Source organism: Sulfitobacter sp. EE-36 (genome assembly GCF_000152605.1).
GTDB classification, from domain to species: Bacteria; Pseudomonadota; Alphaproteobacteria; order Rhodobacterales; family Rhodobacteraceae; genus Sulfitobacter; species Sulfitobacter pontiacus.
The window spans coordinates 313,923-330,000 of sequence record NZ_AALV01000004.1; the positions used below are offsets into that span (position 1 = coordinate 313,923).

At 60.7% G+C, this 16,078-nt stretch carries 14 protein-coding genes (1 of these 14 running past the window's edge); 10 read left to right on the forward strand and 4 right to left on the reverse strand.

What is annotated here, in order from left to right:
• The first annotated feature begins 44 nt into the window (after positions 1-44).
• Together EE36_RS01525 and EE36_RS01530 are read left to right on the forward strand one after the other, a co-directional pair.
• Positions 45-623 carry a TRAP transporter small permease subunit gene (locus tag EE36_RS01525; protein WP_174226630.1) on the forward strand — a complete coding sequence of 193 codons (579 nt, stop codon included), beginning with the start codon at positions 45-47 and terminating at the stop codon, positions 621-623.
• Positions 623-2,014, forward strand: coding sequence for a TRAP transporter large permease subunit (locus tag EE36_RS01530; protein WP_005848778.1), 1,392 nt, complete (start codon positions 623-625; stop codon positions 2,012-2,014). Before EE36_RS01525 ends, EE36_RS01530 begins: the two co-directional genes overlap by 1 nt.
• Positions 2,015-2,084: 70 nt before the next feature.
• Here the strand turns inward: EE36_RS01530 and EE36_RS01535 are convergent, their stop codons facing one another.
• The 3 genes from EE36_RS01535 to EE36_RS01545 form a co-directional block, all read right to left on the reverse strand.
• Complete coding sequence (locus EE36_RS01535) at positions 2,085-3,179, reverse strand: TRAP transporter substrate-binding protein (RefSeq protein ID WP_005848780.1); 1,095 nt, start codon at positions 3,177-3,179, stop codon at positions 2,085-2,087.
• Positions 3,180-3,581: 402 nt separating this feature from the next.
• A complete protein-coding gene (locus tag EE36_RS01540; RefSeq protein WP_005848781.1) occupies positions 3,582-4,646 on the reverse strand; it encodes a ParB N-terminal domain-containing protein in 1,065 nt (354 codons plus the stop codon).
• Complete coding sequence (locus EE36_RS01545; protein ID WP_107277637.1) at positions 4,643-5,953, reverse strand: AAA family ATPase; 1,311 nt, start codon at positions 5,951-5,953, stop codon at positions 4,643-4,645. Before EE36_RS01545 ends, EE36_RS01540 begins: the two co-directional genes overlap by 4 nt.
• Before the next feature lie 389 nt (positions 5,954-6,342).
• Here EE36_RS01545 and EE36_RS01550 point away from each other — a divergent pair, with 389 nt between their 5' ends.
• Positions 6,343-7,038, forward strand: coding sequence for a DnaA N-terminal domain-containing protein (locus EE36_RS01550; RefSeq protein WP_005848787.1), 696 nt, complete (start codon positions 6,343-6,345; stop codon positions 7,036-7,038).
• On the opposite strand, the gene EE36_RS01555 is transcribed toward EE36_RS01550, so the two are convergent.
• Positions 7,035-7,844, reverse strand: a complete 810-nt coding sequence (locus tag EE36_RS01555) for an IclR family transcriptional regulator (RefSeq protein ID WP_254655525.1) — start codon at positions 7,842-7,844, stop codon at positions 7,035-7,037. The two genes, EE36_RS01550 and EE36_RS01555, sit on opposite strands and share 4 nt — an antisense overlap.
• Positions 7,845-7,978: 134 nt before the next feature.
• Between EE36_RS01555 and EE36_RS01560 the strand changes: the two genes are divergently transcribed.
• From EE36_RS01560 to EE36_RS01590, 7 genes are all read left to right on the forward strand, one after another.
• The gene (locus EE36_RS01560) at positions 7,979-9,523 is read left to right on the forward strand and encodes a M81 family metallopeptidase (RefSeq protein WP_254655526.1); all 1,545 of its coding nucleotides are present in this window, start codon (positions 7,979-7,981) and stop codon (positions 9,521-9,523) included.
• A 30-nt stretch (positions 9,524-9,553) separates the two neighbouring features.
• The gene (locus EE36_RS01565; RefSeq protein WP_005848792.1) at positions 9,554-11,161 is read left to right on the forward strand and encodes an ABC transporter substrate-binding protein; all 1,608 of its coding nucleotides are present in this window, start codon (positions 9,554-9,556) and stop codon (positions 11,159-11,161) included.
• 63 nt (positions 11,162-11,224) lie between these two features.
• The gene (locus EE36_RS01570) at positions 11,225-12,166 is read left to right on the forward strand and encodes an ABC transporter permease (RefSeq protein ID WP_005848795.1); all 942 of its coding nucleotides are present in this window, start codon (positions 11,225-11,227) and stop codon (positions 12,164-12,166) included.
• Between the two features lies 1 nt (position 12,167).
• Positions 12,168-13,055 (forward strand): ABC transporter permease, encoded by an 888-nt coding sequence (locus EE36_RS01575; RefSeq protein WP_005848797.1) that lies wholly within the window; start codon positions 12,168-12,170, stop codon positions 13,053-13,055.
• Position 13,056: 1 nt separating this feature from the next.
• The gene (locus EE36_RS01580; RefSeq protein WP_005848800.1) at positions 13,057-14,742 is read left to right on the forward strand and encodes an ABC transporter ATP-binding protein; all 1,686 of its coding nucleotides are present in this window, start codon (positions 13,057-13,059) and stop codon (positions 14,740-14,742) included.
• Entirely contained in the window at positions 14,739-15,905 is a 1,167-nt protein-coding gene (locus EE36_RS01585; protein ID WP_005848802.1) for a M20 aminoacylase family protein, read from the forward strand. Before EE36_RS01580 ends, EE36_RS01585 begins: the two co-directional genes overlap by 4 nt.
• Positions 15,906-15,975: 70 nt before the next feature.
• Positions 15,976-16,078, forward strand: partial view of a M20/M25/M40 family metallo-hydrolase gene (locus EE36_RS01590; RefSeq protein ID WP_005848803.1) — the start only. Its footprint extends 1,037 nt past the window's final position; 103 of the gene's 1,140 nt are visible here — the first part of the coding sequence; its start codon is at positions 15,976-15,978; the stop codon falls past the right edge of the window.

The window sequence follows — 16,078 nt, forward strand, 5'->3', positions numbered from 1 at the left end:
TGACATGCGTTAAGAACGATAGAAACCATAGAAAAGGGTGGAATGTGCGTTTTCTCGCTGGAGTAGCATCCCTCATCTGCGCTGTTAATCTGATTATCGGAAAAGTCTTTTCCTGGCTCGCGCTGGCCATTGTCGTCGTCTGCTTTACCGTAGTGGTACAAAGATACCTCTTTGCCACCAGCTACGTCTGGATGCAGGATCTCTATATCTGGCTGAACGGGGCGATGTTCACCGCCGTGGCAGGCTTTGCCCTGCTGCGCGACGATCACGTGCGCGTCGATATCTTTTACCGTCCCGCCAAACTGCGCACCCGCGCCATCACCGACCTGATCGGGGTGTTCGTCTTTCTGCTGCCCTTCACATGGATCGTCTACATCTATTCGATGCCCTTCGTGCAGCGCGCATGGGGCTATCACGAAGGCTCTGCCAATGTGGGCGGGATGCCGGGGCTTTATATCCTCAAAACCTTTATCATCGTCTTTGCGGCCCTGATTGCGGCGCAAGGCATTGCCATGGCGATCCGGTCCATTCTGGTGCTTGGCGGCAGGGCTGATCTTGTGCCCGCCGCGATGCAGTACAGCCCGGACGCCATCAAACCCGCCACCACCGAGGGAGCCGCCTGATGGACCCGATCATGATTGGCGAGATGCTCGCCGCGCTGATGTTCTTTGGGGTCATCGGCTTTTTGCTTCTGGGCTTCCCCGTGGCCTTCACCCTTGCCGGGACTTCGTTACTATTCTGCGGTGTAGGCATGGCTTTGGGCGTGTTCGACCCGTCCAACTTCGGGTCTTTGCCCAACCGATATATCGGCTTTATGACGAACGAAGTGCTCGTCGCCGTGCCGCTGTTCATCTTCATGGGCGTGATGCTGGAACGCAGCCAGATCGCCGAACAACTGTTGCTCACGATGGGCAAGATGTTCGGCAATATGCGCGGCGGGCTCGGGATCTCTGTGGTGCTGGTCGGGGCCATGCTCGCGGCCTCTACCGGCGTGGTGGGCGCGACTGTGGTGACGATGGGGCTGATCTCGCTGCCCGCGATGCTGCGGGCGGGCTATGACCCGAAACTGGCCACCGGCGTGATCTGCGCCAGCGGCACTTTGGGCCAGATCATCCCCCCCTCTACCGTGTTGATCTTCATGGGCGATATGTTGTCGGGCATCAACTCGCAGGTGCAGATGGCCAAGGGCAACTTTGCCCCCACGCCTGTCTCTGTCGGGGATCTCTTTGCCGGGGCGCTGCTGCCCGGGCTGCTGCTCGTATCGCTCTACCTCGGGTATGTGCTGTTCAAAGCCGCAACAGACCCTAAATCCTGCCCTGCCACCCCCGTTCCAGCGGATGAGAAATCCAAGCTGCTGCGCGAGGTCTTTGTGGCGCTTGTCCCGCCTTTGGCGCTGATTTTGGCCGTGTTAGGGTCTATTCTGGGCGGCATCGCCACCCCGACAGAGGCCGCATCCGTCGGGGCCGTCGGGGCCATGATCCTCGCCGCATTGCGCTGGCGTCTGTCCTTTGGCGTGCTCAAGGAGACGATGGTTTCGACGGCAACAATCACCAGCATGGTCTTTGTGATCCTGCTCGGGGCCTCGGTCTTTTCGGTCGTGTTCCGCATGATGGGCGGCGACAATCTGGTGCATGAATTCCTCAGCAATCTGCCGGGCGGTACGCTCGCTGCGGTGGCGGTGGTGATGATCATCATGTTCTTCCTGGGCTTCATCCTCGACACCTTCGAGATCATCTTTATCGTGATCCCGATCACCGCACCGGTGCTGCTGATGCTGGATGTCGATCCGATCTGGCTGGGTGTGCTTGTGGGGGTGAACCTGCAAACGTCGTTCCTGACCCCGCCCTTCGGCTTTGCGCTGTTCTACCTGCGCGGCGTCGCCCCGGCGGACCTGCCCACCAGCGCGATCTACAAGGGCATCCTGCCCTTCGTGATGCTGCAAGTGGTGGCGATTGCGATCCTGTTCATGTTCCCGCAGATCGTGACCTGGTTGCCGAAACTGATCGCAGGCTAAAGCCCCTGCCCCAGCACGAAAAAAGGCCCGGTGTTTCCACCGGGCCTTTTCTGTATCCGACGGGCGGAGCTTAGTATTTCAGGAAGCTCTGACGCGCCTGAATGTAGGGGCTGTCGATCTTCTCTGTCCGGGTGCGGACAAGGTTCAGCGCTTCGACAAAGCTGTCGGCGGTTTTCTTGACCAGCGGGTCGTCGCTGCTGCGCAGTTCCTCGACCACCTCGACCGAGGCTTTGGCACCGGCTTCCATGATGTCGTCGGGGAAGTTGCGGACGGTCACGCCGTGCTCTTCCACCAGCGTTTTCAGCGCGCGTGGATCGTTGGCATAGAAGTCGGCCGCGACCTGATCGTATTCCGCCTGGCTTACATCACGGATGATCGCCTGCAGGTCTTCGGGCAGTTCCTGATACTTCTTCTTGTCGACGACAAGCTCGGTCGCGAGGCCGGATTCAACGAAGGACGGCATGTAGTAGTTCTTGGCAACCTGATGGAAGCCGAGCGCCAGATCGTTGTAGGGGCCGACGAATTCGGCCGCGTCCAGCGTGCCCGATTGTAGCGCCTGAAAGATCTCGCCCGCGGCCATGTTGGTGACCGTCGCGCCCAGTTTCTCCCATACGCGACCACCAAGGCCAGGGGTCCGGAAGCGCACGCCTTTGACATCGTCAAGGCTGGTCAGTTCGTCGCGGAACCAACCACCTGTCTGCGTGCCGGTGTTGCCCGACAGGAAGCCCTGAACGCCGAACTGGTCATAGATCTCGTCCCAGATTTCCTGACCGCCCATATAGCGCATCCAGGCTGTTAGTTCTGGCGTGGTCATGCCGTAGGGCACGCCGGTAAAGAAGGACAGCGCGGGCGATTTGTTCTGCCAATAATAGGCGGCACCGTGGCTCATCTCGGCGGAGCCATCGATCACGGCGTCCAGCGATTGCAGCGGCGGCACCAGCTCACCAGCGGAGTAGACTTGCACGGTCAGACGGCCGCCGGAGGCCGCTGTGATACGGTCCGCCAGACGCTGCGCGCCGACACCCAGACCGGGGAAGTTTTTCGGCCAGGTGGTAACCATGCGCCAGGTAATGTTGCCTTGGGCGACGGCGGGTGCGGCCAGCGATGAAGCAACGGCCCCTGCCCCCGCAACGCCTGCGCCACGAATAAATGAACGACGATCCATGATGTTTCTCCCGAGATCAAAAATATGTCGATAAGGTCTTTCTGACATCTGCCAGCCCTCCCCTATGGGCGCACGTTAATCCCGCGTTTCAGGGGATGTCCATGGGTCAACGTCGGGTTCTAGTGCCGATATGGCGGAATCACGGTGAAATCTGCATCTTTCAACCGCAAAGCTGTTTTGAATCAAAGCGTTAAGCCGATATTCGCGCCTAAAACCCCTTGTTTTATTGGAAAATGGGGCAATTGCGCTCTTTGCCATTCAACGCACAAAAAAGGGGACGCTTCTGCGCCCCCTTCCCCGCCATCTTTCTCATTTACCCTTGGCGGTTACCCATGGGTAACCCGACGCGCGGTGGTTACCCATGGGTAACCGGGTGGGCAGTGGTTACCCATGGGTAACCGATTACCGGATCCGCGGCCCGTTGCTGAGCACCTCTTCAAAGGCGCGCACGGCTTCTTCGAGCTGCTTCTTGGGCATGGTGGCAAAGTCGATGTCGCTCATCAAACGGCATTCGCCGTGGCGGGCGGTCACCTTGGTCTGGCCGACGTAGAATTCAAACTTCTGCTTCGGCTCTGCCTTGGAGGCGGGCTTCTCTGCTGGCTCGTTCGAGGTGGTCAGAAAATCCTTGAGGATTTTATTCTGCTCGTCCGGTGTCGAGGCATCCAAGAGTTTCTCCTGCAAGACGCTGGCTTGATCAGGTGTGCGCAGCGCGCGCGCGACATCGACCCCCAGATTGCGCGGCACGGCCTTGGGCCACTGCAAGCTCCCTTCCAGAGCAGAGAGAAGAAAGACAAAGCTTTTGATGTAAGACCGCTTGGTCTTGTGCAGCGCGCTGTACAGACGGGTCACCAGCTCTGCCGGGTCGATCTCATCTACCGCGTCGTCCTTGGCGGCGGTGATCGCAACCTGTGCCATCTCGGCGAAAGACAGGTCTTCGCGCACGACGTTCTCTTCGACCATATCCACATAGCGCGAAATGCGGTCATCCTCGCCCACTTCTACCCGCGCGGTGATCGTGCCAAAGCGGTCATCTTTGGTTTCCGAAAACAACTGCGACAGGGCGGTGAAACGGCGCCAACCTTTCTTGAGCTGGTAGCGCCCGTTCGGCCCGACATAGACCTCGACCGGTTCGCGCTGCCCGCGTTCGCGGATCGAGGATTTAAGCTCCTCCATCTCGTCGGACTGCGCGACTTCTTCCAGCGCGAGGCGATCGCGCGGCAGATCGTCGGTGAAGATTTCCGACAGGTCGATCTGGTAGAGCACGCGGCCTTCGCCTTGGGCTTGCCGGAAAGTCTTGGCGTCTTCGGCGTTGCGGCGGCGCTGTTCGATTTTGGCTTCGGTTGCCTCTTGCAGGTTTTCGGCCACGTCCCGCACGGCGGCGCCCATGGGGCCCGGCTGGCGGTTGCGGCGGCTGCCGGATGTGGGGGCTTCTACCGGGGCGAAGCCGAATTTGTTTTTACTGCTCATTCTGCCTTCTCCTTACGTTTTCCGTTTTCTTTCCACGCTTCGAGCACGGTTTGCAAAAACTCGTCATAGGCACGGTCGAAACTCTGCCGCGCCCGTTTCCATGTTTCGCGCGTCATCTGGCGATAGTCCTGTTCGTAAACCGACATCTGGAACCGGCCCGACTGTTCGACCGCGCGGGTCATTTCAATCGGGTGGGCGCAGACGTCGGCGCCGAAGACGTTCTTGAACGCGTCGATCATGGCACTGTGCAGCGGATTGTTGGATTCAAAACGGGTCATAAGTAAACGGATGTCGGAAAACTGTTTAGGAAGCGTAATGCCTGCGTCCGCTGCGAGGCTTGCAAACCCTTCCGAGATATCGGCCATCGCGTCGCCAAGCTGGCCCAGATAGCTGGTCGTACTGTCATATTCCCAGTAGCCCGGGCCCGAGGGGATATAGAGGATATCAGCCGCAAACGCGGCGTTTAGGGACTGATAGCCGATGGCGGGCGGGCAGTCGAAAATGATGATGTCATATTGATCGTCGGGCAGTTCATCGAGGTAGCGCGCGACGCAGCCGAAAAAGCTCCATGCCTTGTGGAGCGCGCGGTATTGGGCCGAGGCAAATTCGACGAAGGCCGCGTTGGCGCAGGACGGGATGATGTCGATCGTAGGCCAGCAGGTTGGCTGGATGAATTCCTGGAACCGCTGCGCGCCGATGGATTGCACGTCTTCGGGCAATTCGTCCGCGGCGGGGTAGGGGCAGTCATCGGGGTCGTCGTAGCTTTCCATGATCCGGTTGGATTCACGGCAGAGATCGCGGCACATGATGCCCCAGACCGTGTGGCTTTCCTTGACCTCGGTCAGCCCCATCGAATGGGTCAGCGTCGCTTGCGGGTCGAAGTCGACGCAAAGCACGCGGTAGCCATCAAGGGCGGCGGCATGGGCGAGGTGTTGTGCGACGACCGTCTTGCCGACGCCGCCTTTGAAGTTTGACACGGCCACGCGCATGGCACGGCCCCGGGGGCGTTCGGGCAGCAGCTTGCGACCGCGGAACTTGGCGCGGCGGCGCAGCTCGTTGATCTCTTCGAGGCTGAACCAGCGCTGGCGGCCATCCTCTTCGGTGAGCCCCTGGGGCAGGGTCGGGTCGTCCGCCAGCTTCTTGCGCAGGGTGTCGGCGGGGACGTCGAACATGAACTGGCTGATCTCCCAGATGGAGAAGGGGCGCAGGGCCTTGATCTCTCCGGGGGAGAAGGTGGCGCGGCGCACGGCGGCCTGTTGTTCCAAGCTGCGCTCGTTCATGTTAAGAAGGTCGTTGTGATTTCTCATCTATCTACTCGCGTTTTTAAGCCTCGAATTTCGAATAACGCGAATTCGGCAATTTGGCAAAACCTAATTTTCCCGAAATTCGCGCGCTGATCCTGAAGAACGGGTTTATTTCGCTGCGGTTAACGCGGGGCAAAGAGATTTTGGTGACAGGCAAGGGGCATATGGGGCTGTTTTGGTGACAGCGATCCCCTGATATGGTGACACCCTAGCGTCCCCCTTAACCTATTAACCTTTACCAAATTGAATTTGGATTAAGGAAAAGGGTAATTCCTGTTTTTCCCAGCGGGTTGACAGAAGACGGGATTTAGAGCTTTGTAGAAAGCATAAACGGAATCGGCTCAAAGAAGCTGACCGATAAAAATAAGACGATACATCGAGTAGGCAAAACCATGAACCCATTGCGGCTGACCGGCCCTGAAGCCGGGGTGATCAAGTACGACCTTTTGACCGCTTTGAGCGTGGCGGGGTTGAATGGATCACCGACCTTGCAGACCTCGTTGATGCGGCTGATCGCGGCGGTGACCTCGCGGTATAATTGGCGCGCTGACGAGCTGAGCGTGGGTCAGCGGGATCTGGCGCGGATGTGGTCGGTGAATGAACGCACGGTGAAACGCGAGATCAAACGGCTGACGGATGCGCAGCTGTTGATTTGTACGCGCGGCGGCGTGCGGGGCAGGGTGGCGGCCTATCGGTTGAACTATGCGCAGATCGCGCGCCTGTCAGAGCCGTGCTGGCCGTTGGTGGGGCCGGATTACGATGCGCGGATGAAAGAGCGGTATCGCAGCGAAACGCCGGTCAAGGTGGTGCAACTGGCCGATTATGCGAAACCCGAGGCATCAGAGCCCGCGCAGGGCGGGCCGGGCACGTGGCAACGTGCGATGGTGAACCTGTCGCGGGAGAACGTGGATCAGTTCAAGGCGTGGTTCTCGCAGCTTGAATATGTGGCGTTCGAAGGGGGCGTGCTTGAGCTGCGCACGCCGAGCAAATTCGCGCAACGCTATATAGAAACACATCTTCTGCGCCCGCTTGTTGCGGCGGTGGAGGCAGAACTGGGACCGGTGACGCGGATCGAATTCAAGGGCTAGAAACTGCCGCTGATGGCGCGGGCGGCTTCTTGGGCGATGGGGGCAGCACGGCGGGCGAAGTCTTCGGCGCTCCATTCGGAAAGCGAGCCGGCGATGTGGATGGCCCCCAAGGGGCGGCCTTGGCGGTTGACGACGGGCACACCAATGGCGACTTCGCCCAAGACGAATTCGTTCTGCACTTGGGCAAAACCGTCTCTACGGGCCTGTTCGAGACTGTTCATAATGCTGTCGGGGTCCACGTTGGTGTAAGAGGTATAGCTGTGAAGCGCGAAGCGATTGATGATCTCGCGCGCCTCTTCGGGGGGCAGGGCGCAGAGGGTCGCGCGGCCGCCGGCGGTGCAATAGGTGGGGACGCTATGGCCCACAAGCGTGGCGTAAAACGTTTCGCGTTTACTTTGCATGCGCAGGGCATAGATCACGCGGGTTTCATCATAGAGGCTGAAGTCGATCCGTTCGGCGATGGATTTGCGCATCTCGAGGATAACGGGGGTGGCGACCTGCACCACGGGGTCCAAACGCAGGGTGTCGTGGGTGTGGTCAAGCAAGCGCAATCCGGGCAGGTAGCCGCGGTCATCGGGGCTGCGCCGGATGTGACCCAATGTCATGAGCGTATGCACAAGACGTTGCGCGGCGGATCGGTCGATCTCTGCCTTCGTGGCGATGTCTGACAGGCTGAGCGGGCCGTCGGCCTCGTGAAACGCGCTGAGCACATGGATGGCGCGGGCGGCGGAGCGCACAAAGAGCCTGTCGGCATCTGCCTGAAAATTAGACGCGACAGAGGAATGTGGTCGTTTGGGGTCAGGCATCGAGCGCTCCGGGTTGACGCGAGGATAGGTCAGTGCCTAGCATCGTATGGCAATACATCCGTATCGCCAAGCAATACATTCAGTTTTGTGAAGCGTTACATGATTTAAAGGTGGGTTCCCCGATGCGCGTCGCCATGGCCGGATTTCTTCATGAAACCAATACCTTTGCGCCCGAGCCTGCGGATATGGCGGCCTTCAAGGCCGGTGGCGGTTATGTCCCTATGGTGGGTGGCCCCGCGATGATCGACGCCTTTCAGGAAGTGAACCTTGGCATGACCGGAGCGTTGAAGGTCGCGGGGGATTCGGATTGGGATGTGGTGCCTGTTCTTTGGGCGGGGGCTATTCCATCGGCACCTGTGACGCAGGATGCGTTCGACACTATTCTGGGCGAGATTCTGGACGGGCTACGTGCCGCAGGGCCGTTGGATGGTGTGTTTCTGGATTTGCATGGCGCGATGTTGGCGACGCATCACGATGACGGGGAGGGTGAGATCGCCCGTCAGGTGCGCGCATTGGTGGGGCCGGATGTGCCGATTGCAGCCGCGCTGGACCTGCATGGCAATATCTCGGAAGAATTTGTGAACACAGTGGATGTGCTCGCAGGATTCCGCACCTACCCGCACATCGATATGGCCGATACCGGTGCCGCAGCGGCGCGGTTGCTGGATCATGTGATGCAGACCGGCACGCGCCCGGCCAAAGCGTTCCGTCGCATGTCCTATCTGGTGCCGATCCCGTTTCAGACGACGGATATGCAGCCCGCCAAGGGATTGTATGAAAACCTGACAGAGGTCGAGGTGCAAGGCGCACTATCGGCGTCGCTGTTCATGGGTTTTCCGGCGGCGGATATTGCCGATTGTGGCCCCACGGCGGTAGCCTATGCCAAGACTCAAGCGGCGGCGGATGCCGCAGCAGATGCGGTGGCGGATGCCTATGCCGCTGCCGAATCCGAGTTCGACAATGATACATTTACCCCCGACGCGGCGGTTGCCTATGCGGCCCGCGCGGCAAAAGGGGCAGGGCAGGGGCCTGTGGTGATTGCAGATACCCAGGACAACCCAGGTGCGGGTGGGGTGTCTGCCACGACGGGGATGTTGCGGGCCTTGATCGATGCTGATGCCCAAGACGCGGCGATCGGGCTGATCGTAGACCCGCATTCCGCCGCCCAAGCCCACGAGCTGGGGGAGGGCGCGCGCGCTGTCTTTCGCATTGGCGGACACCCCGGTCTGCCCGACGATAGCCCCGTCGAGGTCGAGGCCGTTGTCGAGATGCTGTCGGACGGCAAAGTGAAAGCCACCGGCCCCTATTACGGTGGGACGATGCTGGATCTTGGGCCCTCGGCCTGTTTGCGCATCGGCGGCGTGCGGGTGGCTGTGTCTACGCGGATTGCGCAGATGGCCGATCGCGAGATGTTCCGCTTTGTCGGGATCGCACCAGAGACGCAGAAAATCCTTGTCGTCAAAAGCTCTACCCATTTTCGGGCCGATTTCACCCCGAGTGCGCGCGAGATTATTGTCGCGCGTGCCCCCGGCCCCATGCCGTTCGACCCCGCAGACCTGCCCTTTACGCGGTTGCGTGAGGGGTTGCGGCTTTCTCCTAACGGTCCCGTTTTCGGGGCCGCGCGTGCGGCTGCTGCACGCCCCGATACCGGCGGATCAACCGGCGGTGTCCAAATATAACAATGACCACAACCAACATGGGAAATTGATATGCTGACTTTACGACCCACATTGAAACAAAGCCGGGGGCTGGCGGCGTCGCTGATGACCACGGCTGCGCTGCTGGTGCCTGCCGCGAGCTTCGCGCAGGAAGAAACCACGATCACGGCGGTCATGCACTCGGGCTTGCGGGTGCTGGATCCGGTGATCACCACGGCGCACATCACACGTGACCACGCCTATATGATCTATGACGTGCTGACGGCGGTGGACGAGAATTTCACCCCGCAGCCGCAAATGGCAAGCTGGGAGACATCCGACGACGGGCTGGTCTATACGTTCACCCTGCGCGACGGGCTGGTGTTCCACGATGGCGCGCCTGTGACCGGCACCGATGTTGTTGCCTCTCTGACCCGTTGGGGCAAGCGCGACAGCGGCGGGCAGTTGATCTTTGACGTGACCGAAAGCCTTGAGGCCACCGATGACAAAACCGTTGTCTGGACGTTGACCAAGCCCTTTGGCCCGCTGATTGACGTGATTTCCAAGCAATCCGCGGTGCCGCCGTTCATCATGCCGGCACGTGTTGCCGAAACCTCTGCCGATGAGACGATCACGGAATACATCGGCTCCGGTCCATTTGTGTTTGATCAGGACGCCTATGAGCCCGGCGTGTCGGTGACCTATGAAAAGTTCGACGACTATGTGCCGCGCGACGAGCCCGCATCCTGGATGGCGGGCGGCAAGGTCGTGAATGTGGACAAGGTGGTCTGGACCACGATGCCCGATGCGCTGACCGCGCTGAATGCGCTTTCGGCAGGCGAGATCGACTATCTTGAGCAGGTCCAGATCGACCTGATGCCGATCCTGTCGGGCAACGAGGATGTCGTCGTCGAGAAACGCGATGATCTGGGCTATGTCACCATCGGGCGTCCGAACTTCTTGCATGCACCGTTTGACAACAAGCTGGTGCGTCAGGCGGCGATGGCCGCGCTGGATCAGGAATCCATGCTGGCGACGATGCAGGGTGATCCTGAATACTACAAAGTCTGTGGCGCGATCTTTGGCTGCTCGACCCCCTTGGGGGACGAGGCGGGATCTGACTTGCTGACCGGTGGCGCGAATACCGAACGTGCCAAGGAGCTGCTGGAAGAAGCGGGCTATGACGGGACGCCGATTGTTCTGATGGCCCCGACCGATGTGATCAGCCTGAACAACCAGCCTGTGGTTGCAGCCCAAGCGCTGCGCGAGGCGGGGTTTGAGGTCGATATGCAGTCGATGGATTGGCAGTCGGTCGTGCAACGCCGCGCACAGCAGTCGCCGGTGGCCGAGGGCGGGTGGAACCTGTTCTTCACCAACTGGATGGTGCCCGAAGTCTCTGACCCGCTGGTCAACGTGATGTTGAACGGCCGCGGCGATGATGGGTGGTTCGGCTGGCCCGATGACCCTGAAATCGAAGCCATGCGGACCGAGTATGTCTCGGCCAGCGACGACGCGACCAAGAAAGAGATCGCGACGCGTATTCAGGAGCATGTGATGGACAACGTGAACTATCTGATGATGGGCGAATACATCATCCCGCAGGCGCGTCGGTCCAACATCGAAGACATGATCCCGTCGCCGGTGCCGGTGTTCTGGAACATGACCAAAGCGGCAGAGTGATTGCCTTGAGAGGCGCGCTGCGATGCGCGCCTCTCACCCCTACGACCGCAAGGAGCCTTCGGCATGTTTTTCTATATCCTCAAGCGCATATTGGCCACGATACCGGTGATGGTGATCGTTGCGATTTTTGTGTTTCTCTTGCTGCGGCTGACGCCCGGTGATCCCGCCGCGATCCTTGCCGGTGATGCTGCAACCCCTGCGCAGCTTGAACGTATCCGTGACAGTCTGGGGCTGAACGACCCGCTGCTGGTGCAGTTCGGCACATGGATGGGCCAGTTGCTGCGCGGTGATCTGGGCACATCGCTGCTGTCGAATACCTCGGTTGCGGGGATGATCGGCGACCGTTTGGGGCCGACGTTGAATATCGCGCTGATGACGATTGTGATCTCGGTCGCTCTGGCCGTGCCGATGGGGGTGATTGCCGCGTGGCGTCACCGGTCCTGGGTGGATTTCCTTGTGATGTCTTTTTCGGTGCTCGGCTTTTCCGTGCCGGTCTTTGTCATCGGCTATATCCTGATCCAGATTTTCGCGATCGACCTGAAATGGGTGCCGGTGCAGGGCTATAAATCGCCAACCGATGGCATCGGGCCGTTCTTTAGCCGTGCGATCCTGCCGTCGCTGACGCTGGCCACGATCTATATCGCGCTGATCGCGCGGATGACGCGGGCGTCGATGCTTGAGGTTCTGGGCGAGGATTATATCCGCACCGCCCGTGCCAAGGGGGTGCGCGAGAATGTCGTGCTGTTCCGCCATGCGCTGCGCAATGCGGCGGTGCCGATCCTGACCATCATCGGCACGGGCTTCGCGCTGCTGATCTCGGGCGTGGTTGTGACCGAGAGCGTGTTCAACATCCCCGGGATCGGGCGGCTGACAGTCGATGCCATTCTGGCGCGCGACTATCCGGTTATTCAGGCGATGATCCTGCTGACCGCGGGCATCTATGTGACGGTCAACCTGTTGATCGACATTTCCTATTCATTCTTCGATCCAAGGATCCGGTACTGATATGACGCAGATCCCAAGCTCTCGGCACAGCGCCTTTCAAGTTGTGACCGGTTTATTCTCTGTCCCCAAAGCGATGCGGATCGGTGTCGGTCCGACGATTGCGGCGGTGATCCTCGTGGCGATTGTCCTCGCGGCGGTGCTGGCCCCTTACTATGTGCCCTATAATCCGCTTGAGATGAATGCGATGGCGCGGCTGAAGCCGCCGTCGGATGACTTCTTGCTGGGCACGGACCCCTACGGGCGCGATATCTTTAGCCGCGTCGTGACGGGGGGCCGCGTGTCGCTGCTGATCGGTATCGGGGCGGCGGTGGTCAGTGTCGCCGTGGGGCTGCTGATTGGTCTGGTCGCGGGGTATTTCCGGCTGGCCGACAGTATCATCATGCGGATCATGGACAGCCTGATGGCGATCCCCGCGATCCTGCTGGCGATCGCGCTGGTCGCGCTGAACGGGCCGAGCGTGACATCGGTGATCATCGCGATCACCGTGCCGGAGGTGCCCCGCGTCGTGCGGCTGGTCCGGTCGGTGGTGCTGACCGCGCGTGAAGAACCCTATGTCGAGGCGGCGATCGCGCTTGGATCGTCCATGCCCAAGGTCTTGTTGCAGCATCTGATGCCCAACACCTTTGCGCCGCTGATCGTGCAAGGCACCTATATCTGCGCCTCTGCCATTCTGATCGAGGCGATCCTGAGCTTTCTGGGGGCGGGCGTGTCGACCGAGATCCCCACATGGGGGAATATCATGGCCGAGGGGCGGAGCTATTTCCAGATCAAGCCGGGGCTGATCTTCTGGCCGGGGTTGATGCTGTCGCTATGTATTCTGGCGATCAATCTCTTGGGCGACACGGCGCGCGATATCCTTGATCCACGTATGAAAAAGCGGGAGGTGTGAGATGGAATTCAAGTCCAAAGACTTTACCGATGCCAAACGCGTTCTGAAAATACGCGGGCTGACGGTGGGGCTGGCGGGGCGGCCCAAGGCCGAACCGGTGTTGCGCGGGATCGATCTGGATATCCGCGCCGGCGAGACCCATTGTCTGGTGGGTGAAAGCGGGTCGGGCAAATCTGTCACCTCGCTGACGGCGATGGGGCTGCTGCCCAAGGATGCGCTGGAAATTCAGGGCGGGTCGATTGACTTGGAAGGGATCGAGATCACCCAAGCCAAGCCGGCGCAGATGCGGGCCTTGCGGGCGCGGCGGATTGCGATGATCTTTCAGGAACCGATGACCGCGCTGAACCCTGTTTTGCGGGTGGGCGAGCAGATCGAGGAAGTGCTGAACATGCACAGCGATCTGTCCCGCGCCGAGGCCAAGGCCCGCACCATCGATATGATGGAGCAGGTGCATCTGCCGGATGTGGAACGTATCTATGCCGCTTTCCCGCATCAGCTGTCAGGCGGGCAACGGCAACGGATCATGATCGCGATGGCGTTGATCCTTGACCCTGATCTGTTGATCGCGGACGAGCCGACGACGGCGCTGGATGTGACGACGCAGTTGCAGATCCTCAAGCTGATTGCAGAGATGCAGGAACGCCACGGCACGGCGGTGCTGTTCATCACCCATGACATGGGCGTGGTGGCTGAGATCGCGGATACGGTCAGCGTCATGCAGAAAGGGCGCATCGTTGAAAGCGCGCCGATCCGGCAGCTTCTGACCGCGCCCAAGGAAGACTACACCCGCAAGCTGTTGCAGGCGGTGCCCAACCTTGATCCGCGCGCCCCTCGGGCACCGGCGGAGGCGCGGGACGTGATCACCGTGGACGGGCTAGAGATGACCTATGGCGGGGGCGGTTTCTTTCGCGCCAGCCAAGGGGTGCGGGCGGCGCAGGATGTGAACTTTACCATCCAGCCGGGGCGTACCCTTGGGATCGTGGGCGAAAGCGGGTCGGGGAAATCGACCGTGGCCCGTGCCATCATGCGGCTGATCGACCCTACGGCGGGAAAGGTGACTGTTGCCGGGACCGAGATCGCGCAGCTGTCGCGCCGTCAGTTGCAGCCGCATCGCAAGCATTTCCAGATCGTGTTTCAAGACCCTTACCGGTCGCTGAACCCGCGCTGGACCGTGGCGCGCAGCCTGTGCGAGGGGCCCATCAACTTTGGCACCAGCCGCGCCGATGCGATGGAACACGCCGCCGAGCTGATGGAGCTGGTGGACCTGCCGCGCGATGCGCTGGACCGCTATCCGCATCAATTCTCGGGCGGCCAACGCCAACGGATCGCCATCGCGCGCGCTGTTGCGATGAAGCCCGATCTACTGGTCGCGGACGAGGCCGTGTCGGCGCTGGATGTCAGCGTGCAGGCGCAGGTGCTTGATCTGCTGGATGACGTGCAGGAAAAATTCGGCATCGCCATGCTGTTCATCACTCACGACTTGCGGGTCGCGGCGCAGATTTGCGACGAGGTGCTGGTGATGCAGAAAGGCGTTGTCGTCGAACATGGGCCCGCGGGCGAGGTGCTTGCCGCGCCGCGCCACGACTACACCCGCAACCTGATCGAGGCCGCGCCCGGCCGGCATTGGGATTTCGCCAACTTCCGTGCGCTTGACCGCACGACCCCCGTGACAGGAGCCACCCTATGACCACCATTCCAAAGATCGAATCCTTTGCCAGCGATCTGACCGCGATCCGTCAGGATTTCCACGCCCACCCCGAACTGGGGTTCGAAGAGGTGCGGACCTCGGGCATCGTAGCGGCACAGCTGCGCGCCTATGGGGTGGACGAGGTACACGAGGGCATCGGCGGCACCGGTGTGGTCGGGCTGATCAAGGGGCAGGGGGGTGGCAACCGCCGCGTGGGTCTGCGCGCCGATATGGACGCGCTGCCGATCGAGGAAACCTCGGGCGTGGCCTATGCGTCCACCAATCCGGGGCGGATGCATGCCTGTGGTCACGACGGTCACACCACGATGCTGCTGGGGGCCGCGCGCTATCTGGCCGAGACGCGGGATTTTGACGGCACCGTGGTGCTGATCTTTCAACCCGCCGAAGAAGGTCTGGGCGGTGCGCGCCGCATGATCGCCGAGGGGCTGTTTGAACGCTTCCCCTGTGACGAGATCTACGGGATGCACAACGATCCGAATTCGGAACCCAACGTCGTGTCCGTCACGCCGGGGCCCGCGATGGCGGGGGCGAGCTTTTTCGACATCACGATCAAGGGCACCGGCAGCCACGCCGCCGCGCCGCATCAGTCGAAAGACCCGATCGTTATCGGCTCCGCTTTGGTGCAACAGCTGCAAAGCATCGCCAGCCGCAATATCATCCCCACCAAGCCCATCGTTCTGTCGGTGACCAAGTTCAATGCGGGCTCCGCCTATAACGTGGTGCCCGATACGGCGACGATTGCCGGCACCATCCGCTATTTCCACGACGATGTGTCCCAGCTTGCCGATCAGCGCATCCGCGAGATCTGCGCGGGCATGGCGCTGTCTTACGGGGTGGAGATTGACGTGGACCTGCGCAATGTCTTTGACGTGCTGATGAACGACCCCGACCTGACCACTGCCTATGTCGCAGCTGCCGCAGATGTGGTGGGCGCTGACCTGTCGTCAGAATCGACCGAGCAGGCCACGGGATCAGAGGATTTTGCCGATATGCTGAAAGTCGTGCCCGGTGCCTATTGCCGTGTCGGACACGCGGGCAATGTGCCGCTGCATAATCCGGGCTTCGTGCTGGATGACGCGATGCTGCCCGTGGGGGCATCGATCTATGCGCGCATCGTGGAGACACGTCTGCCCAAGGCCTGAAGTTACGCTATCATCAAAAACGTCTGGCGGTGCCGCAGATCACGGCATCGCAATAGGGAGGAGACCCGACATGACCAATCCGCTTGAGCTGCCGTTTGACACGGACGAGATGATCGCAGGGCTGCGCCCCTGGATCGAAACCGAAAGCCCGACCTTTGACGCGGGGGCCGTGA